The organism is Actinospica robiniae DSM 44927 (assembly GCF_000504285.1).
Classification (GTDB): domain Bacteria; phylum Actinomycetota; class Actinomycetes; order Streptomycetales; family Catenulisporaceae; genus Actinospica; species Actinospica robiniae.
This window is the reverse complement of sequence record NZ_KI632511.1, coordinates 6,591,696-6,611,310: the sequence shown is the minus strand read 5'-3', so window position 1 is coordinate 6,611,310 and position 19,615 is coordinate 6,591,696. Positions and strand designations below refer to the sequence as shown.

The following is a 19,615-nucleotide window of genomic DNA, read 5'->3' as shown; positions in this document are numbered from 1 at the left end:
AATGACTGCTTTCGACACCCATACCCGGACGCTGATCTCGCGGACGCAACTCAACCGCCCGCTGGCGCGCCGGCTGTACTGGACCGCGCTGGTCGTCTCGATCGTCGTGTTCGCGTTCCTGTTCCTCTTCCCGCTCTACTGGCTCTTCTCCAGCGGCCTGAAGTCGGCCTCCGAGGTGGAGCAGATCCCGCAGACGCTGATCCCGCACTCCTGGCAGTGGAGCAACTTCTCCACCGCCTGGTCCAGCTACGACCTCGGCCGCTTCATCTTCAACACCGCTTATTACGCCTTCGGCGCGGTGGTGCTGCAGCTGGTCTTCGACGTGGCGGCCGCCTACGCGCTCTCGAAGCTGCGGCCGGTGCTGGGCAACGTGGTGCTGGGCCTGATGCTGGCCACGCTGATGATCCCGGCCACGGTCCTGGTGATCCCGAACTACCTGACCGCGGTGAACGTGCCGGTGCTGCACTGGAACCTGATCAACAACCCGATGGCCATCTGGCTGCCGTCGGTGGCCAACGGCTTCAACATCTTCCTGCTCAAGCGGTTCTTCGACTCCATCCCGGAGGAGCTGATGGCCGCGGCGGCGATCGACGGGGCCGGTCCGCTGCGCGCGCTGCGCTCGATCGTGCTGCCGATGTCGCGGCCGATCCTGGCGGTGGTCTCCATCTTCGCCATGGTCGCGGTGTGGAAGGACGTGCTCTGGCCGCTGCTGGTGATCAACGACACCTCGAAGATGACCATCAACGTCGGCCTGCTGAACCTGACCGGGGACGGGATTCCGCTGAACATCGAGATGGCCTCGCTGGCGGTGGCCGCGGTGCCCACGATCGTGTTCTTCCTGATCTTCCAGCGCAACATCATGGCCGGGTTGACCGCCGGCAGCCTCAAGGGCTGAGCACCCGGCTGCGACCGAGGTCGGCCCCCGGCTGGATCGGTTAAGTCAGCGCGGACAACGAATCGCCGCCGTCCTGCCCCGCGAGGGGGAGGGCGGCGGCGATCTCCGCTTGCGGGCTTTCTCAGCCCACTGGCACGCTCAGCCCACTGTCATGCTCAGCCGGCCGGCGGCGACGGCGGGGCCGGGGCGGTGGAGCCGCGCACCACGAGCTCGGGCTCGAACAGCAGCTCCTCGGCGGTGACCGGGAAGCCGTCGATCTGCCCGACCAGCATGGCCACCGCGGCCCGGCCGATCGCCTCGAGCGGCTGGCGCACGGTGGTCAGCGGCGGGTCGGTGCAGTTCATGAAGGCCGAGTCGTCGTAGCCGACCACGGAGACGTCCTGCGGCACCCGCAGCCCGGCCCGGCGCACCGCGCGCACGGCGCCGAGGGCTATCGGGTCGCTCGCGCACACGATCCCGGTCACCCCGGCCTTGAGCAGCCGGGAGGCGGCCACCTGGCCCCCCTCGGTGGAGAACATGGTGTGTTCCACGAACTCGGGCGGGGAGGTCAGCTGGGCCCGGGCGGCGGCGTTGAGGAAGGCCTCGTGCTTGCGCCGCGAGGGCATGTGGTCGGGCGGGCCGAGGATCAGGCCGATCCGCTCGTGGCCGAGCGAGACGAGGTGCCCGAAGGCCTGCTCCACGGCCACCGCGTCGTCCGTGGAGACGCGCGGGAAGTCGAGGTTCTCGCTGGCCGCGTTGACCAGCACCACCGGCAGCCGCAGTTCGAGCAGCCGCAGGTAGTGCCCGTGCGGGGCGTCCGCCTCGGCGTACTGGCCGCCGCCGAAGACCATGCCGGACACCTGCCGTTCCAGCAGCATGTCCACGTAGTCGGCCTCTGACATCCCGCTGGTGGTGCGGGTGCACAGGACCGCGGTGAAGCCGCGTTGCGCGAGCGCGCCGCCGACCACCTCGGCCAGGGCCGGGAAGATCGGGTTCTGCAGTTCGGGCAGGACGAGGCCGATCAGCCGGGCGCGCTCGCCCCGCAGCTGGGTGGGCCGTTCGTAGCCCATCACGTCGAGCGCGGTGAGCACCGCCGCGCGGGTGGCCGCCGAGATTCCCGGCTTGTCGTTGAGGACCCGGCTGACCGTGGCCTCGCTGACGCCGGCCTTCTTGGCCACATCGGAGAGTTTGCCTGGCATGCCTGCAAGTATACGGCATCTCGGTGCAAGAATGTTGCGGGATTTTCGATCTCTTGCGTTCCGCCGCGCGCGGGTTTGTTCCGGCACCCGGCGAAGAATTCGTCCGGATTGCCCGAGTACCGGAACATGATGGTTTCGTAACAGGGCCATGAGCAGGCATGTTCGTTTCGTTATACGGGGTTCATTGACGAGAATCCGGCCCCAGGCTTTACTTTCTCGCACGGTACCGGTTACGGAACCGGTACCGGAGGCGAGGAGGCAGCGTTGCCGATCACCATCACCGACGTAGCGACGCGCGCCGGCGTGAGTAAGACCACGGTCTCGCGCGTGCTCAACGGCAAGGGCGAGCTCGACGCCGCCACCGCCGCCCGAGTGCGCCAGGTGATCGCCGAGCTCGGCTACGTTCCGAAGGCCGGGGCGGTGGGCCTGGCCCGCGGCCGCACCCGCGTCATCGGCATGCTGGTGCCCTCACTCACCTGGCCGTGGATCGGCGAGGTGCTCCAAGGCACCGTGGACGTGGTCGAATCCGCCGGATACGGGCTGATGCTCTTCACCTGCAACCAGGGCGACCAGTCGATGCGCCAGTTCGCCGGCCAGGTCTCCGCGAAGTCCTTCGACGGACTGCTGGTGATCGAGCCCGAAGGCACCCTCGACTACATCAACTCCCTGCACGAGCAGGGGCTGCCGGTCATCCTGATCGACGACCGGGAGCACCGCCCGCGCTTCCCCTCGGTGGCCACCACCAACCGGATCGGCGGCGCCAGCGCGGCCGAGCACCTGCTCGCGCTCGGCCGCAGCCGGCCGGCCGTGATCACCGGCGAGGTGCGCTGGGGGTGCACCCGGGAGCGCCTGGCCGGCTTCCGGACCCGGCTGGCCGAGGCCGGCCACCCGCTCGATCCGCGGCTGGTGCAGGGCGGGGACTTCACCTTCGAGGGCGGTCTGCGCGCGACGGTCCGGCTGCTGCAGGCCGGGTTCGAGTTCGACTCCGTCTTCGCGCACAACGACCTCTCGGCCGCCGGCGTGCTCCAGGCGCTGGCCGAGGCCAAACTGCGGGTGCCGCAGGACGTCGCCGTGGTCGGCTTCGACGACGTTCCGCTGGCCGCCTACACCAATCCGCCGCTGAGCACCGTGCGCCAACCGATGCGCTCGATGGGCGAGGCGGCGGCCCGGCTGCTGATGACGCACCTCGACTCCGGCGACCAACTGCCGGACGAGCCGTTCATCGTCCCGACGGAGCTGGTGGTGCGGGGATCCTCGCATCCCCAGGCCCGCAGCGCGGAGAGCTGACCGGCCGCACCACACGCCCCCGACAACAGTCCGGCCCACCGCACGAAGAGGTGGGCCGGGTGGAACAAGGACCGGCCCACGTTCCCGCGTGTGCCGATCCACCGCACGTCATCCGCGAGTACGAACACTCAAGTGAGGGATACATGCGTACATCGAGAACTATAGCGGCCATAGCCTCCGCTATCCTGGCGGCCGGCGGCCTGACCGCCTGCGGCGGCTCCTCCGGTTCGTCGGCCAAGTCCGGCGCGTCCGGCGGCTCCTCCTCCGGCGTGCTGAACATAGGCATGCCGAACGGTCCGCAGAGTGACAACAACAACCCGTTCCTGAGCTCCGCCGCCGCCAACTCCCTCGGCTACAAGAACGTCATCTACGAACCCCTCGTGATGACCAACGTGGTGCAGCCGGCCCAGGCCGGCAAGCCGTGGCTGGCCACCGCGTGGACCTGGTCGAACAACTACCAGAAGCTCGTGCTGACCATCCGCAACGGCGTGACCTGGTCCGACGGCCAGCCGCTGACCGCCGCGGACGTGGCCTACACGTTCAACCTGATCAAGGGCAACGCCGCGCTGAACTCGTTCGCGATCCACTTCGGCGACATCACCACCAGCGGGAACACCGTCACGCTGACCTTCCCGTCGTCGCAGTACGTGTACCAGACGCACATCATCAGCCAGTTCATCGTGCCGCAGCACATCTGGTCGAAGATGTCGAACCCGGCCACCGACGCGGACACCAACCCGATCGGTTCGGGCCCGTACACGCTGACCCACTTCACCTCGCAGACGGTCACCCTCACCCGGCGCGCCAGCTACTGGCAGACCCTGCCGGCGCCGAAGACGCTGAACTACACCTCGTACTCGTCGAACACCACGCAGCTGAGCGCGATGACCGACGGGGACTCGGACTGGACCTTCGAGTTCATCCCGAACCCCTCGGTGACCTACACCGCGAAGGACGCGAAGCACCTGCAGCTGTGGTTCCCGGCGGTGCTCGGCATCCACGGCCTGTGGATCAACACCACGATCAAGCCGTTCGACAACGCCAACCTGCGCAAGGCGATCAACGACGTGATCAACCGTCAGACGATCGTGAAGACCGGTGAGGACGGCTACTTCTACCCGACCGTCGCCAGCAACACCGGCATCCCGACCCCGGCCGGCACCTCGTTCATCCAGGGCGCGTACACCAGCGCCAACGCGAACGTGGACGTCAACGCGGCCAAGGCGCTGATCAGCGGCACGGCCGGGTTCACCTACAGCGGCTCGAACCTGATGTACAACGGCAAGGCCGTCACGCTGAACCTGTCCGACCCGGCCGGCTGGTCCGACTACGACACCGACCTGACGCTGATCCAGAACGACCTGGCCCAGATCGGCATCAAGGCCACCGTCTCGCAGCCGAACGCCAACACCTGGACCACGGACGTGGCCAACGGCAACTTCCAGGCCGTGCTGCACTGGACCAACAGCGGCTCGACCCCGTACGACATCTACGAGTCGATCCTGGACGGCGCGCAGTACGCGCCGATCGGCAAGACCGCCAACGAGAACTTCGAGCGGTACAACAACCCGGCCGCCACCGCCGCGCTCAACGCCTACGCCTCCGCGGCCACGGACTCGGCGCGCAACACGGCGCTGAGCACGCTCGAGGGCATCATGGTCAACGACATGCCGATCATCCCGATCATGGCGGCCAACGCCGGCGGCGAGTTCAGCACCAAGGACTGGACCGGCTGGCCCTCGGACTCCAACCCGTACGCCCCGGCCCAGCCGACCCTGATCAACTCGCTCGACATCATCGAGCACCTGCAGCCGGCCTCCGGCTCGTAAACCCTTCGCCCTGAAGAACTCCGGGAGCCGGCCGGCCACGCGCCGCGCCGGCTTCCGGGGCCCGCCCCTCCTTCCCGCGGCGGGCCCTAGACCAGAAACGGAACGCATGTGGACGTGATTGCCGAGGATACGGCCGTCCTCGAGGCGGAGGGTCTCACCAAGCACTTCCCCCTGTCGGCCTCCGGCCGCGAACTGCTCGGCGGGCACGCCCGGGTGGTGCACGCCGTGGACGAGGTCACCCTGACCCTGCGGCGCGGCCGGGTGACCGCGCTCGTCGGCGAGTCCGGCTCGGGCAAGTCGACCGTGGCCCGGCTGCTCGCCCAGCTGCAGCACCGCTCCGGCGGATCGGTGCGGCTGCACGGACAGGAAGTGAAGGTGCGCGGCGGACGCAAGCTGCGCGCGTACTGCCGCCGGGTGCAGCTGATCTTCCAGGACCCCTTCGCTTCGCTCAACCCGGTGCACACGGTGCGCTACACCCTCTCCCGTGCGCTGAAGGTGCACGGGCACGCCGGTAAGTCACGGGCCGATCTCGAGCAGGCCCTCGTGGACCTGCTCGGCCGGGTGAGGCTCACCCCGGCCGAGCAGTACCTGGCCAAATACCCGCACGAGCTCTCCGGCGGCCAGCGCCAGCGCGTGGCGATCGCCCGCGCCCTCGCCGCCCAGCCCGAGGTGCTGCTCGCGGACGAGCCGGTCTCGATGCTGGACGTCTCGATCCGGCTCGGCGTGCTCAACCTGCTGCGCGACCTCAAGGAGCAGCTGCACCTGGCCGTGCTCTACATCACCCACGACATCGCCTCGGCCCGCTACTTCGCGGACGAGACCCTGGTGATGTACGCGGGCCGGATGGTCGAGGGCGGCGACAGCGAGACGGTCACCCAGCACCCCGCGCACCCGTACACCAGGCTGCTGATCAACTCGGCACCGGACCCGGAGCGGCTCGGCACCGGCTTCGGCGAGTACGACGAGAACGGCGAGCTGACCGAGGAGGAGGACCTGGGCGAGCCGCCCAGCCTGATCACCCCGCCCGAGGGCTGCCGCTTCCATCCGCGCTGCCCGCACGTGATGGAGCGCTGCAAGACCGAGCTTCCGCCGCGCTTCGAGGTGCCCGCGCCGGAAGGCGTTGAAGGCGGCACCGCGCAGTGGGCCGCGTGCTGGCTCTACGCCGCCGAGGAGGCGACCGCCGCATGAAACGCCTGCTGACCCGCCTCGGCTTCTACGTCTTCACCGCCTGGGCCGCGATCACGATCAACTTCTTCATCGCGCACACCCTGCCGGGCGACCCCGTCAGCGCCCTGCTCTCGAAGTACCAGGGGCAGATCAACTCCAGCGCCATCGCGTCGCTGACCGCGCTGTTCGGCCTGAACAAGCACCAGACCCTGTGGCAGTCCTACATGTCCTACTGGGGCCAGCTCGCGCACGGGAACCTCGGCATCTCCTTCACCCAGTTCCCCACTCCCGTCAGTACCCTGATCGGCCAGTACCTGCCCTGGACGCTGTTCCTGGTGGGCACGGCCACGGTGCTCAGCTTCGTGATCGGCACCGGCCTCGGCGTCTTCGCCGGCTGGCGGCGCGGATCGTGGACGGACGCGCTGCTGCCGGCCACCTCGTTCCTCTCCTCGATCCCGTACTTCTGGCTCGGCCTGATCGCGATCACCCTGTTCACCGGGCCCGGCAGCTGGCTGCCCGGCGCGTTCAGCTTCGACCAGGGGATGACCCCGGTGTGGACGCCCTCATTCGTGGGCAACGCGCTGCAGCACGCGATCCTGCCCGCCGCGACCATCGTGGTCTCCACCATGAGCGGCTGGCTGCTGAGCATGCGCAACATGATGGTGACGGTCACCTCGGAGGACTACATCACCGTGGCGCACGCCAAGGGCCTGTCCGAGCGGCGGGTCATGCTCAACTACGCCGCCCGCAACGCGCTGCTGCCGAACATCTCCGGCTTCGCGCTCTCGCTCGGCTTCATCGTCAGCGGCACCTTCCTGGTCGAGATCGTGTTCAACTACCAGGGCGTCGGCCTGCTGCTGATCCAGGCCATCGGCGCGGACGACTACCCGGTGATGCAGGGGATCTTCCTGGTCATCACGCTGGCGGTGCTGGCCGCGAACTTCGTGGCCGACCTGGTGTACCTGCTCCTCGACCCGCGCACCCGCAAGGAGGGCTGACCGATGCGCCTGACCCGAATCCGGCCGCCCCGCTTCCTGCGCAACCGCAAGGCCGCCGTGGGCGCCCTGATCCTGCTGTTCTTCATCGTGTTCGCGGTGATCGGACCCTGGATCGCGCCGTACAGCCCGGACGCGACCGGCGAACTGCCGGTGGCCGCGCCCTCGTCGGCGCACTGGTTCGGCACCGACCAGCTCGGCCGCGACATCTACAGCCAGCTGCTGGTCGGCACCCGCGGCGTGGTCGTCGTCGGCTTCCTGGCCGGCGCGATCGCCACCGCGCTCTCGCTGCTGATCGGCATCGCCTCCGGCTACCTGCCCGGACGCGGCGGAGAGAGCCTGTCCGTGCTCTCCAACGTGTTCCTGGTACTCCCGGCCCTGCCGCTGCTGATCATCATCACCTCGACCCAGCAGAACAACAGCGCCATCGTGGTGCTGGTGATCGGCCTGACCTCGTGGGCGTGGAACGCGCGGCTGATGCGGGCGCAGACCCTCTCGCTGCGCCGCCGCGACTACATCGAGGCCGCCCGGGCCACCGGCGAGTCCACCTGGCGGATCATCGTGTTCGAGATCCTGCCGAACCTGACCGCGATCATCGCCTCCGGCTTCGTCGGCACGGTGGTGTTCACCATCCTGACCGAGATCACCCTGGCGTTCGTCGGCATCAGCGTCTCGGAATGGAACTGGGGCACCGTGCTTTACTGGGCCGAGAGCCAGGACGCGCTGGCCCAGAACGCCTGGTGGTGGTTCGTCCCGGCCGGTCTGGCCATCGCGCTGCTCGGCTCCGGGCTCGCGCTGCTGAACTTCGGCATCGACGAGTTCGTCAACCCGCGGCTGCGCTCCAGCGGCCCGGCCCGGATCAAGACCGCCTCCGGCCGCCGGCTGCGGATGCGGGTCGGCTTCACCCCGGTCATCGGCGAGGCGGTCGAACTCGTCCCCGCTCTGGCCCAGGACCCTGAGGGAGAGACGCTGTGAGCACGATTGACGCGCCGAACCCGGCGGCGGCCGAGCAGGCCAGGCCGAGGCGGGAGCGCCGGCCCGGGTTCGGCGAGCCGGTGCTGGAGATCAGGAACCTGAGCGTCGACTACGGCACCGGCGACAAGGCCGTGCGGGCCGTGCGCGAGGTGGACCTGACCCTGCACCGCGGCGAGGTGCTCGGCCTGGCCGGGGAGTCCGGCAGCGGCAAGTCCACCCTCGCCTACGGGATGACCCGGCTGCTGCCCCCGCCCGGGGTGGTGGCCGGCGGCCAGGTGCTCTACCAGGCCCCGGACGCCGCGCCGGTGGACGTGCTGCGGCTGACCGACGCGGAGCTGCGCCGGTTCCGCTGGGCGCAGACCGCGATCGTGTTCCAGGGCGCGATGAACTCGCTCAACCCGGTGCACCGGATCCGCACCCAGCTGAACGACGTGATCAAGGCGCACGAGCCGGAGACCACGCCGGCCGAGCGCAAGGACCGCATCAGGGAACTGCTGGCGCTGGTCGGCATCCCGGAGGACCGGGCCGAGGCCTATCCGCACCAGCTGTCCGGCGGTATGCGCCAGCGGGTGATGATCGGCATGGCCATGGCCCTGCGTCCGCAGGTGGTGGTGATGGACGAGCCGACCACCGCGCTGGACGTGGTGATGCAGCGGCAGATCCTGAGCCGGCTGGTGCGGCTGCGCCGGCAGTTCGACTTCGCCGTGCTCTTCATCACGCACGACCTGTCGCTGCTGGCCGAGTTCGCCGACCGGATCGCCATCATGTACGGCGGCCGGATCGTGGAGTCCGCCGCGTCCGCGCAGATGTACAAGGACCCGAAGCACCCCTACAGCCAGGGCCTGCTCGGCTCCTTCCCGGCGCTGCGCGGGCCACGCCGGGAGCTGACCGGTATTCCCGGCTCGCCGCCGGACCTGCGCGCGATGCCGACCGGCTGCTCGTTCCACCCGCGCTGCCCGCACGCCTTCGAACCCTGCTCCGCGCGCCGGCCCGAGCTCGCCGCGCCGAGGCCGGAGGAAGCCTCCTCCCCTACCCTGTCCCGAATCGCCGATACCGCGCCCGGCCGCAGCGTCGCCTGCTGGCTGCATGCCACCCCCCACACAGAGGACTGACATGAACTTTCCCACGGCGTCCGAAAGCGCTGCCGCCGCCGGAACCGCTTCCGGTATCCACAAGGGCTCGCCCGGCGAGTCGGAGCCGGAGCTCGGCGAGTACGCGGCGCTCGCCGGGGTCTCTCCCGCCTCCGCGCGGCGGATCGCCCTGCTGCCCGCCGACTTCCGCTGGGGCGCGGCGACCTCCGCCTACCAGATCGAGGGGGCGGTGGCCGAGGACGGACGCACCCCGTCGGTCTGGGACACCTTCTGCCGCGTGCCCGGGGCGATCGACAACGGCGACTTCGGCGACCGGGCCTGCGACCACTACCACCGGCTGGACGAGGACCTGGCCCTGATCAAGGAGCTGGACCTCGACGTCTACCGCTTCTCGATCGCCTGGCCGCGGGTGCAGCCGCACGGCAGCGGTCCGGCCAACGCGGCCGGCCTGGACTTCTACGAGCGGCTGGTGGACGGGCTGCTCGAGGCCGGCGTCGACCCGTGGCCGACGCTGTTCCACTGGGACACGCCGCAGGAGCTCGAGGACGCCGGCGGCTGGGCCAACCGGGATACCGCTTACCGCTTCGCCGACTACGCCGAGCTGGTCTACAACCGGCTCGGCGACCGCGTGCGCACCTGGACCACGCTCAACGAGCCCTCCGTGGTCACCACGCACGGCTACCTCGGCGGCGTGCACGCGCCGGGCCGCAAGTCGCTGGCCGACGCGGCCGCCGCGGCGCACCACCAGCTGCTCGGCCACGGCCTGGCCGGTCAGCGGATGCGCGAGCTCGCGGCTGGCGCGGGCAACGACTTCTCCCTCGCCATCGTGCTCAACCTGGGCCCGGCGACCCCGGAGAACGACACGCACGAGGACCACGAGGCGGTGCGCCGCGCCGACGCCATGAACAACCGGATGTACCTGGATCCGCTGTGGCACAAGCGCTATCCGGAGGACCTGGTGGCCGACCTGGCCGCCGAGGGCGTGGAGATCCCGGTGCAGGACGGGGACCTGGAGGCGATCGGGCAGCCGATCGACGCGCTCGGGGTGAACTTCTACTTCGGCCAGCAGCTCAGCGGCCGCACCGAGGACGGCGCCACCCGGGACGGGCAGGGCCGCCCGGTCTCCCGGCACGTGCTGCAGGGTCTGCCGCAGACGTACATGGGCTGGGAGATCATGCCGCACGACTTCACGTCGCTGCTGGTCCGGGTCAGCCGCGAGTACCCGGGCGTGCCGGTGTACATCACCGAGAACGGGGCCGCCTTCGGCGACAAGCCGGACGAGACCGGCTACGTCCACGACGCGGACCGGGTGGGCTACATCGCCGAGCACCTCGCCGCCGTCGCCGACGCGCGCGAGCAGGGGGCTGACATCCGCGGCTACTACGTCTGGTCGCTGCTGGACAACTTCGAGTGGGCCTTCGGCTTCGACAAGCGGTTCGGCATCGTCCGGGTGGACTTCGAGACCCTCAAGCGCACCCCGAAGCTCAGTGCCCGGTGGTTCACCGAGACCATCCGGCAGGTGCGCGGGGCCAAGGAGTCCTGACGCACCCGGCCCGCGGGCCGGTGATCGCGCCCCCGCCCACCGTACGCACGGGGATCTGATCCGCAGGCGGGCGGCTCCGCCGCCCGGGCGCCGCACTCGCCCGGGCGGCGGATGAAACGAGAAGGTCCCGGCCGACGCCTTCGCGTCGGCCGGGACCAGCGCCGGGTAGCGCTACCGCGCAGCGGTCGCAATCCGCTCGCGCCGATCGTCAAGCGGCAAGCGGCTAGCTCTTCTTGAACAGGCCCTTCACCTTGTTGACGGCGTCTCCGGCGGACTTCTTGGCCTCGTCGGAGTCCACCTTGCCGTCCTGGTCGGTGTCCATTCTCTTCTTGGCCTGGTCCATCATCTTGTCCTTCGAGGACGGGGACTGACCGGCCTGGCCCTGGTCCTGCTGGTCGGAATCCATGGCCTGGTTCTTCGACTCGTCGAGATCGGGCATGGGGTTCACTTCCTTCCGGTGACGGGCGTGCGCGACGGCCGCGCGGCTGCACGGCCTGAGACCGGCCACGCTAATTCACCCCTGAACCCTATGCACCTTTTGTTCTGGTTTTCGGCGAACGGCCTGGTCAGTCGCCTCACCCGATCGGCCGAGAGCCGCGCGCGTGCGCCGCGCGGCGCACGCTCAGCCGGCTCCGCCCCAGTCCTCCCAGTTCCGGTGCCGGTCCAGGCCCAGCACCAGGAACTCGTCGCGCTCCGGGGCCGTCCCGACGACCCCGAGCCCGGCCAGCGCCTGCGAGATCGCGGTCTGGCCCGGGCCGTGCCCGCTGGCCGAGAGCCGGCCCGTGGTCACCGGTCCGAACGCGATCGCGCCGCCCTTCCAGAGCACTGCCTTCTGGTCTCCGGCACCGCCGAAATACTCCGCCTCCACGTACACCAGAGGCGAGTCCCGAGAAGCCGCCGCGCACAGTTCGGCGAGAGATTCGCCCAACCACCAGAACGGCTTCATCCGTTCCGACGCCCGCCCCGCCGCGACGAACGCGTCGTACACGGCAGTGGTGTACGGAACCAATGCGAACCCCTGCTCGAGCGGCACCACCGAGGCCACGGACCCGAGCTCAGCCGCCACGCCTTGCGCGGCCGATATACGGCCGATCACCCCGCGCAACTGGTAAGCCATGGCTGAATGATGCCAGGGCCGGGTGTCCTTATGGAATAACGGAATCCGCCGAATGGCGAAGTGCCGCGAAGAATCAGTCGGCAGGCCCCTGCGGGGAAGCGGCGGCGGCGATCAACTTGTGATGGCGCACCACTTCTTCGACGATGAAGTTCAGGAACTTCTCGGCGAACTGCGGCTCGAGCTGCGACTCCTCGGCCAGCCGGCGCAGTCTCCTGATCTGCTGCGCCTCCCGCTCCGGGTCGGCCGGCGGCAGCTCGTGCCGGGCCTTGAGCTGCCCGACCTTCTGGGTGCACTTGAACCGCTCGGCGAGCACGAAGACCAGCGCGGCGTCGAGGTTGTCGATGCTGTCGCGCAGCAGCCGCAGCTCCCCGGCGACCCCCTCCGGCGCCTGGCGCTCGTGCCCGACCCCGGCCCGCGGCTGTCCGGAACGATCGTCCTCGGTCGGCTCGCTCTGCTCGCTCATCGTCTCTCCTGCCCCTCGGCGGCGGTAGGCGGCGGGTGCCACGGGTGACGAAAACCCTAGCGGTTCCCCTCCTCGCGGCCCCGTCCGTCTCACTGGGCGAGCGGCGCCCGCGCGCGTCGCCGACCGGCGCGCCGGGTGTGTAATGGCCCCTGTCAGCACTCATGCGGAGGTCGTCGGTGGTCGGATTGCAGGGGCGGGTGACCGGGCGGATCGCACCCGGTCTGGTCGGCGAGGTGATGGTGCGGGTGCGCGGCGGGGCCGAGGCGTTCATGGCCTACGCGGCCGATCCCGGGGAGGAGATAGCGGTGGGCACGATCGTGGTGGTGATGGACTACCACGCCCCGCGCACCGTCTACGTTTCAGCGTTCTGACGGTGTGACGCAGGACACTTCCCCGGCTCTCGCGTCCGGTTCGCGCCGGGTGTACACCAGTGGATGGGCTCGCGGCATCGGGCCACGAGTTCCATCACATGCAGGGGGAAGTGACCTCAAGTGCCTCTGGCACTGATGACCGCGGTCATCGCGGTGGGCGGGGTGTTGATCCTCGTCGCCGTCTTCAAAGCGATGTGGCGGGTGGCGGAGCCGAACCAGGCTCTGCTGATCTCCGGAGCGAAGCACCGCGCCGACGGGGTGGAGGAGGGGATGGGGTTCCGGATCGTGACCGGTCGCGGCACCTTCGTCATCCCGGGCGTGCAGGCGGTGCGCAAGCTCTCGCTGGACCTGAACGAAGCCGACCTGGCGGTGGACTGCGTGACCGCGCAGGGCATCCCGGTGCACGTCAAGGGTGTGGTGATCTTCAAGGTGGGCGACGACCGGGTGTCGATCGCCAACGCGGCCCGGCGGTTCCTGGACCAGCAGCAGCACATGAACACCCGGGTGGACAACATCCTGGCCGGCCACCTGCGCTCGATCGTGGGCAGCCTGACCGTGGAGGAGATGATCCGCGACCGGGAACGGCTGACCGAGCAGACCCGGGCCACCAGCGGACACGAGATGGAGAAGCTGGGGTTGACCATCGACTCCCTGCAGATCCAGGAGATCGACGACCCCACGGGGTACATCAAGGCCCTGGCCGCGCCGCACACCGCGGCCGTGCAGCGGGACGCGCGCATCGCCCAGGCCGAGGCCGAGCGGGTGGCGACCGAGGCGGAGGCCGAGGCCAACGCGCGCAAGGCCGAGGCGATCCGCAACGCCAACATCCAGCAGGCCGGTTACCAGGCCGAGGTGGACAACGCCCAGGCCCGCTCCAAGATGGCCGGTCCGCTGGCCGAGGCGAACGCGCGGCAGGAAGTCGTCGTGCAGGAGACCAAGGTCGCCGAACTCGAGGCGTACAAGCGCGAGCAGCAGCTCCAGGTCGACGTGCGCAAGCCCGCCGACGCCGAGGCGTACAAGACCGTCACCATCGCTCAGGCGCAGCGCGAGTCGAAGGTGCACGAGGCCGAGGCCGCTGCGAAGGAGACGGAGCTGCGGGCCGTCGCCGACGCGATGCGGGTGAAGGCCGCGGCCGAAGCCGAGGCCGCCGCCACCCGCGCCCGCGGTCTGGCCCAGGCCGAGGCCACCCGGGCGACCGGTGAAGCCGAGGCGGCCGCGGCGCAGGCCAGGGGTCTGGCCGAGGCCGAGGCCGCCCGCGCGCTCGGTCTGGCCGAGGCCGAGTCGATCAAGGCCAGGGCCGCGGCGCTGGCCGAGAACCAGGAAGCGGTCATCGCCCAGCAGCTCGCGGAGAACTGGCCGGCGATCGTCAAGGCGGGGGCCGAGGCCTTCGCCGGCGTGGACCACATGGTCGTGCTCAACGGCGCCGAGGGCGTCAACGACATGCTGGCCAAGGCCCTGACGATGGGCGGCACCGGGCTGGGCCTGGCCCGCAACCTGCTCGCCTCGATGAAGCAGGACGGCACCGCCGTCGAAGCCGGAGCCGAGGCGACGGACAACCACCGGGCGCACCAGGTCCCGATCGGCTGACGGGTGACGCAGTACACGAAGTAGCGCAGGACGAGCGCGCGTGCGGTAACAAGCACTGACGCGGTAACGAGCACAGCGACGTCGCCGGTTCCGGTACGGCATCGGGGCACCCGGTCCCGGCGACGCCTGCTCGCTACGTCCTCTTTCTTTCTTTTGGCTAGACGGCAAGCGGGTCCGGCGATGCGGCCGCCCGCCCCGCCGTCGTGCCCTCACGCCCTCTCGATTTCACTCATTCCTGGAGCATCGACATGCCGTCTTCCGGCGATTCCAAACGAAGAACACTGCGCGACGACTACCGCACCGCCGGCCGCGGGGTCGCGCTGACCACGCCGCTGCTGTTCATCGGCCTGTTCCTGATCGCCGCGCTGATCGCGGTCGCGGCCTGGCTGTGGACCGCCACTTCCGGACCCCGCGGCGACGCCTCGGTGACCCGGCAGCACAATTCCGGCCAGAACCAGGTGGCGCAGAACACGAAGCTGCTCGGCGACCAGGCCACGGTGGTCTCCGACCAGCAGAAGATCCAGGTGCTCGCGGCGGACCAGAGCACCCAGCAGGACAAGCTCGACCTGCAGGGCCTGGAGCTCAACTGCGCGTCCGACGTCGCCGCGTACAACGCGGACGTGCGCACCATCATGGCCTCCGGATACCTCCCGAGCGGCCTGCCCTCCTCCTACCCGACCACCGTCTGCGAGGTCTCCAAGTCATGACGCCCAAACAGCCCCGGGCGCACCGGCGCCGCATCCGCGTCTTCGCCCTGAGCATCGTCGCGGGCGCGATCTGCCTGGTCACGCTGGCCGCCTGCACCGGAGGTTCGGGCAACCAGGTCTCCGGCGGCAACACCCAGTCGGAGAACACGTACAAGGAGTTCAACCTCGCGGTCCCCTACCCGTACACCGCCGCCGCGCCGTCCGACCCGCTGGAGCGGCAGAACCTGGCCGCGCGGCTGAAGATGTACAACTCGGCCGGCGACACCAACTACGTCTACATCTTCGCCTGGGGCTCCCCGACGCCGATCGGCTACTACGTCATCAAGGGCAAGGTCTCCTCGACCGGCTCCCAGATGACCGCCACCCAGATCACCTCCGACTGCGGCAACCAGGGCGGATGCGTGCTCGACGCGATCGGCGACGACGGCTCCTACGGCCCGGAGGAGGGCGGCGAGAACGGCGTGTTCTTCTTCACCGCCTCCGGCACGCTGGTGGAGACAGACCAGCCGTTCGTGGTCTCCTCGCAGCCGATCAAGCTCTACGTCCACGTCCCCCAACTCGACGCGTCGGCGAGTTAGCACACCGCTGGATAGAAACCGTTGACGTGCGCGGGCGCGATCACTACGGTCCTGCCATGTCGAATCCGAACAGCCTCGTCGAGGGCTGGGCCCGGCGCTACGGTCGCCTTGAGGCCCGGCCCTCGAACGTCAACCCGCTGGACGAGTTCTCCGGTCTGTCCCGGCGGCTGCGCGGGCTCAGGCTCAAGGAGTGGATCGGCTTCACCCTGCTGCACCCGGACTGGTACTCCTCGCTGATCATCCAGGACGCGCACTACCTGGCCAGCTCGGAGATCTACGCCTACGATCGCGCCGCCGCGGCGCTGCACCAGCACGCGGTCACCATGCGCAGCGGCTCCATGCCCATGCCCTCCGCGCTGTTCGGCCACCGCTACACCGCCCACCGCGGCGACTACTCGATCGAGTACGAGTTCGACGACACCGACGGCCGGCACGTGCTGGCCATCGACATCGCCGAGACCGCGACGGCGCCCGCGATCAGCGGCGAGCTGCACCTCGACGCCGCGCACGCCGGGCGGCCGCTCTCGGTCAGCTCCCGCCTGCCCGGCCGCCGCAGCCGGATGTACACGCACAAGGCGATCTTCCCGGCCGGCGGGGTGCTGCGCGTCGGCGACCGGGAGATCGTCTACCGGCCGGAGCGGGACCTGGCCATCCTGGACGAGCACCGCTCTCTGCTGCCCTATCGCACCACCTGGCTGTGGGGCACCTTCGCGATGCGCGCCGAGGGCGGAGTGGTCGGCGCGAACTTCGTGGACCGCCCCGAGATCACCGGGGAGGCCGAGGAATCCTGCGTGTGGACGCCGACGGCGTGCGAGCCGCTCGACGACGTCGTCTTCGAGCCGGCGGAGCCGGCCGACCCGGACGCGCCCTGGCGCATGCATTCGGCGGACGGCCGCCTCGAGGTCGAGTTCACGCCCGAGGGGCGCAAGGAGGTCAAGCGCCAGCTCGGCCTGTTCGCGATCGACTACTTCCAGATGTTCGGCACCTACCGCGGCGTCGTGCGCGGAGCCGAGGGCAGCTACGAGGTGCAGGGCGTGCACGGCGTCTGCGAGAGCATGCGGGCGCGCCTGTGACTCAGGCGTCCTGGTCGAGGCCCTGCTCGATCGCGTACCGGGTCAGTTCGACCCGGTTGTGCAGCTGCAGCTTGCCGAGCGTGTTCTGGACGTGGTTCTGCACGGTCCGGTGCGAGACGACCAGCCGCTCGGCGATCTGCCGGTAGGTCAGCCCCTTGGCCACGAGCCGCAGCACCTCGGTCTCCCGGCCGGTCAGGCTCGGGGTGTCGGCGGGCGCCGCCGGCACCGCGGCCAGCCGGCGGTACTCGCTGAGCACCAGCCCGGCCAGGCCCGGCGTGAAGACCGCGTCCCCCGCGTGGGTGCGGGCCACCGCGTCGAGCAGTTCCGCGCGGCCGGCCGACTTCAGCAGGTAGCCCAGGGCGCCGGCCTTCACCGCGTCGAGCACGTCCTGCTGCTCGCCGCTGGCCGAAAGCATCAGAACCCTGATCGACGGGTCGATCGCGATCAGCCGGCGCACGACCTCCACCCCGGACAGGTCGGGCAGCTGCAGGTCGAGCACCACGACCTCGGGCCGCGCGGCCGGCGCCACCCGTACCGCCTGACCGCCCTCCCCGACCGCCGCCGTGACCTCGTAGCCCGCGTCGTTCAGGTCCCGGGCCACCGCGTCACGCCAGATCGGGTGGTCGTCCACCACCATGACGCGCACCGACATGCCACCACCTTATCCCCAGGAGGGAATAAGGGTTATGGCACGGTCGGGTCTCGAGCCAGGCCTACCGCTTGCCGGAGCGTTCCCGCGGCACCCAGAACTCCACCTCGGTGCCCTCGCCGGGCCGGCTCTCGATCGTCGTGTCGCCGCCGAGATCGGCGATCCGGCCCCGCATCGACTGGGTGATCCCGAGCCGTCCGGCCTCGGCCGCCTCGGCCGGCCGCTGCGGCGGGAACCCGACCCCGTCGTCGCGCACCGTCACCCGCACCCCGTCCGGCTCTTCCTCCAGCAGGATCCACGTCCTGGCCTCGGCTCCGGCGTGCTGGCGGACGTTGTCCAGCGCGGCCCGCACCGCGGCCAGCAGCTCTGCCGCAGCGTCGGCCGGCCACGCCACGGCCTGCACCGGCGTGACCACGTCGACGACCGAGGTGGCCAGCGCCTGCAGCGGCGTGCGCAGATCCACGGCACCCGCACGGACGTTGCTCTTCCCCCCGGCCAGCAGGCTGCGCAGCGCCACTTCCTGCTCCCCGGCGAGCGCCGCCAGCTCGCTGCCCTGGCCGCCGAGCTCGGAGCCGTGCCGTTGCACCAGCGCCAGCACCTGCAGCACCCCGTCGTGGATCGGCCGGGCCAGCCGGTCCCGCTCGGCGGCTGCCGCCTCGAGCCGGATCTGCTCGGCATGCTTGCGCTCCGCCCGCCGCGTGGCCAGCAGCTGCGCGAAGCCCAGCCCGCTGACGGCCGCGCCGGAGAGCAGCAGCAGGACGACCGCGATGATCATCTTCTCCGTCGTGACGTAAGAACCCGACACGCCGTTGGCCGCCGCCGTCGTGTCCAGCGCGCCCACGGCCATGAACTCGGCCAGCGGCCCGAGCACGATCGGCAGCGTGCCGCGCGAACCGAGCACCGGAGCTATCGCACCCGTGATCGCACCGGCGGACGCGACGCAGAGCACCAGGATCAGTACCGCCGGGATCACCGTGTGCTGCTGTGCCAGCTTCTCCGGATCGCCAGTGGTCGCGCCGTACGCGATGAACAGCGTGACCACCGCCAGCAGGGTCAGCGACGCGGCCAGGTGGAAGCGCCACCGGCTGGCCGCGGCCAGTGCACCGAGCGCGGCTCCCCCGAGGGCCGCGGCCCACCGCACCGGGTTGTCGGACACCAGCGCCGAGGCGGCGAGCAGCATCGGCGCCGCGATCGCGACCTGGATCACCGCGGCGGTCAGCGCCCCGCCGAGCGACCAGAGGCCTGCGATACCGGCGAGCACGGCCACTGTCAGCAGGATGAAAAGGCCGATGATCGCCGTCTGAGCGTCGCTGTGCCGGAAGACCGCCGACTCGGAGACCCCGAGCAGCGCGGCCACCCGGTCGGTCGTCAGGAACGCCACGGGAATGGGCATGCATGCGGCCAACACGCCCGCGACCAGAACGCGCCCCCGCCGCCACGACCATCCGCCCACGACCGAGGCGACGGCGGGATCACCCCGTCGGTATCGCCACACCGCCGGAATCAACGCGGCGGCGGCCAGTCCCACCAGCACGACGTGCCAGACGAGCGTCGATCTCGAGGAGTAGAGCCAATTGCCGTACTGATCGGTCAGGCTGCCGGCCATGCGGGAACCCAGCGCCAGCGCCGCGATGACGGCTCCCCAAGCCCGCATCGTGCCGACCAGACCCTGCGCGCAGCCGAGCAGCGCGACGATCGCGAGGTAGTAACCCCCGTACTGGAGCACGACTACGGCATAGGGGTCGTGGAGGATCGAGATCTGGAAGTCTTCCAGCATGGTCGGGACGAGCATGACCACGGCGGCCATGAGCAGGTAGGGCCACCAGCGCAGGAGGCAGAGCCCCAGCGCGATCGCCACCGCCGGCGCGATGAGCAGCGGCCAGTGCAGATTCCCGGGATCGGAGACGCTGCCGAACCCGGGCAGGTCGAGATAGCCCGAGGGCGATCCATAGGACGCGAACGACGTGGCCACCATGAGGAACACGGCACCGGCCAGCCCGCCCAGGATCGCCGGTGAGAGCCGCCGCGCGCCGGATCCGGTTTCGGGCACGGGTGCGGGCGACGGCTCGGGCCCGGCGGGTATCGGGCCGCTGAACATGTTCATGCCCGG

At 70.2% G+C, this 19,615-nt stretch carries 19 protein-coding genes; 13 read left to right on the top strand and 6 right to left on the bottom strand.

The annotated features are described in order from the left end of the window. Nucleotide 1 precedes the first annotated feature (1 nt). Nucleotides 2-895, top strand: coding sequence for a carbohydrate ABC transporter permease (locus ACTRO_RS28300; protein ID WP_034267915.1), 894 nt, complete (start codon nt 2-4; stop codon nt 893-895). A 155-nt stretch (nt 896-1,050) separates the two neighbouring features. Here the strand turns inward: ACTRO_RS28300 and ACTRO_RS28295 are convergent, their stop codons facing one another. Then, nucleotides 1,051-2,073 (bottom strand): LacI family DNA-binding transcriptional regulator, encoded by a 1,023-nt coding sequence (locus tag ACTRO_RS28295; RefSeq protein WP_034267913.1) that lies wholly within the window; start codon nt 2,071-2,073, stop codon nt 1,051-1,053. Between the two features lie 264 nt (nt 2,074-2,337). On the opposite strand from ACTRO_RS28295, the gene ACTRO_RS28290 reads away from it, so the two are divergent. The 7 genes from ACTRO_RS28290 to ACTRO_RS28260 all read left to right on the top strand — a co-directional run bounded on the left by ACTRO_RS28290 (nt 2,338) and on the right by ACTRO_RS28260 (nt 10,960). Next, the gene (locus ACTRO_RS28290) at nt 2,338-3,360 is read left to right on the top strand and encodes a LacI family DNA-binding transcriptional regulator (protein ID WP_034267910.1); all 1,023 of its coding nucleotides are present in this window, start codon (nt 2,338-2,340) and stop codon (nt 3,358-3,360) included. Nucleotides 3,361-3,503: 143 nt separating this feature from the next. After that, nucleotides 3,504-5,189, top strand: coding sequence for an ABC transporter substrate-binding protein (locus tag ACTRO_RS28285; RefSeq protein ID WP_034267908.1), 1,686 nt, complete (start codon nt 3,504-3,506; stop codon nt 5,187-5,189). A 108-nt stretch (nt 5,190-5,297) separates the two neighbouring features. After that, nucleotides 5,298-6,377 (top strand): ABC transporter ATP-binding protein, encoded by a 1,080-nt coding sequence (locus ACTRO_RS51500; protein WP_034267906.1) that lies wholly within the window; start codon nt 5,298-5,300, stop codon nt 6,375-6,377. Next, nucleotides 6,374-7,354, top strand: coding sequence for an ABC transporter permease (locus ACTRO_RS28275; protein ID WP_034267904.1), 981 nt, complete (start codon nt 6,374-6,376; stop codon nt 7,352-7,354). Before ACTRO_RS51500 ends, ACTRO_RS28275 begins: the two co-directional genes overlap by 4 nt. A gap of 3 nt (nt 7,355-7,357) precedes the next feature. Next, the gene (locus ACTRO_RS28270) at nt 7,358-8,326 is read left to right on the top strand and encodes an ABC transporter permease (protein WP_051451516.1); all 969 of its coding nucleotides are present in this window, start codon (nt 7,358-7,360) and stop codon (nt 8,324-8,326) included. 80 nt (nt 8,327-8,406) lie between these two features. Beyond that, entirely contained in the window at nt 8,407-9,438 is a 1,032-nt protein-coding gene (locus ACTRO_RS28265) for an oligopeptide/dipeptide ABC transporter ATP-binding protein (RefSeq protein ID WP_034277105.1), read from the top strand. A gap of 1 nt (nt 9,439) precedes the next feature. Beyond that, complete coding sequence (locus ACTRO_RS28260; RefSeq protein ID WP_084316581.1) at nt 9,440-10,960, top strand: GH1 family beta-glucosidase; 1,521 nt, start codon at nt 9,440-9,442, stop codon at nt 10,958-10,960. 223 nt (nt 10,961-11,183) lie between these two features. Here the strand turns inward: ACTRO_RS28260 and ACTRO_RS28255 are convergent, their stop codons facing one another. The 3 genes from ACTRO_RS28255 to ACTRO_RS28245 form a co-directional block, all read right to left on the bottom strand. Further along, complete coding sequence (locus ACTRO_RS28255) at nt 11,184-11,399, bottom strand: hypothetical protein (protein WP_034267901.1); 216 nt, start codon at nt 11,397-11,399, stop codon at nt 11,184-11,186. A 183-nt stretch (nt 11,400-11,582) separates the two neighbouring features. Next, nucleotides 11,583-12,077, bottom strand: a complete 495-nt coding sequence (locus ACTRO_RS28250) for a hypothetical protein (RefSeq protein WP_034267898.1) — start codon at nt 12,075-12,077, stop codon at nt 11,583-11,585. Between the two features lie 73 nt (nt 12,078-12,150). After that, nucleotides 12,151-12,540 (bottom strand): chorismate mutase, encoded by a 390-nt coding sequence (locus ACTRO_RS28245; protein WP_084316580.1) that lies wholly within the window; start codon nt 12,538-12,540, stop codon nt 12,151-12,153. Between the two features lie 176 nt (nt 12,541-12,716). Here ACTRO_RS28245 and ACTRO_RS28240 point away from each other — a divergent pair, with 176 nt between their 5' ends. The 5 genes from ACTRO_RS28240 (at nt 12,717) to ACTRO_RS28220 (ending at nt 16,856) form a co-directional block, all read left to right on the top strand. After that, the gene (locus ACTRO_RS28240; RefSeq protein ID WP_084316579.1) at nt 12,717-12,911 is read left to right on the top strand and encodes a hypothetical protein; all 195 of its coding nucleotides are present in this window, start codon (nt 12,717-12,719) and stop codon (nt 12,909-12,911) included. A 135-nt stretch (nt 12,912-13,046) separates the two neighbouring features. Next, nucleotides 13,047-14,498: an SPFH domain-containing protein gene (locus ACTRO_RS28235; protein ID WP_034267892.1), complete on the top strand. Its 1,452-nt coding sequence runs from the start codon at nt 13,047-13,049 to the stop codon at nt 14,496-14,498. A 248-nt stretch (nt 14,499-14,746) separates the two neighbouring features. Further along, entirely contained in the window at nt 14,747-15,205 is a 459-nt protein-coding gene (locus ACTRO_RS28230; protein WP_034267890.1) for a hypothetical protein, read from the top strand. Beyond that, nucleotides 15,202-15,783 (top strand): hypothetical protein, encoded by a 582-nt coding sequence (locus ACTRO_RS28225; protein WP_034267887.1) that lies wholly within the window; start codon nt 15,202-15,204, stop codon nt 15,781-15,783. The genes ACTRO_RS28230 and ACTRO_RS28225 overlap by 4 nt, the downstream gene beginning before the upstream one ends. 56 nt (nt 15,784-15,839) lie before the next feature. Further along, on the top strand, nt 15,840-16,856 hold the full coding sequence (locus ACTRO_RS28220; protein WP_034267884.1) for a DUF2804 domain-containing protein: 1,017 nt from the start codon (nt 15,840-15,842) through the stop codon (nt 16,854-16,856). 1 nt (nt 16,857) lies between these two features. On the opposite strand, the gene ACTRO_RS28215 is transcribed toward ACTRO_RS28220, so the two are convergent. Together ACTRO_RS28215 and ACTRO_RS46105 are read right to left on the bottom strand one after the other, a co-directional pair. Next, a complete protein-coding gene (locus tag ACTRO_RS28215) occupies nt 16,858-17,508 on the bottom strand; it encodes a response regulator (protein ID WP_034267881.1) in 651 nt (216 codons plus the stop codon). Between the two features lie 61 nt (nt 17,509-17,569). Continuing rightward, on the bottom strand, nt 17,570-19,609 hold the full coding sequence (locus ACTRO_RS46105; RefSeq protein ID WP_157436502.1) for a sensor histidine kinase: 2,040 nt from the start codon (nt 19,607-19,609) through the stop codon (nt 17,570-17,572). Between the last annotated feature and the right edge of the window lie 6 nt (nt 19,610-19,615).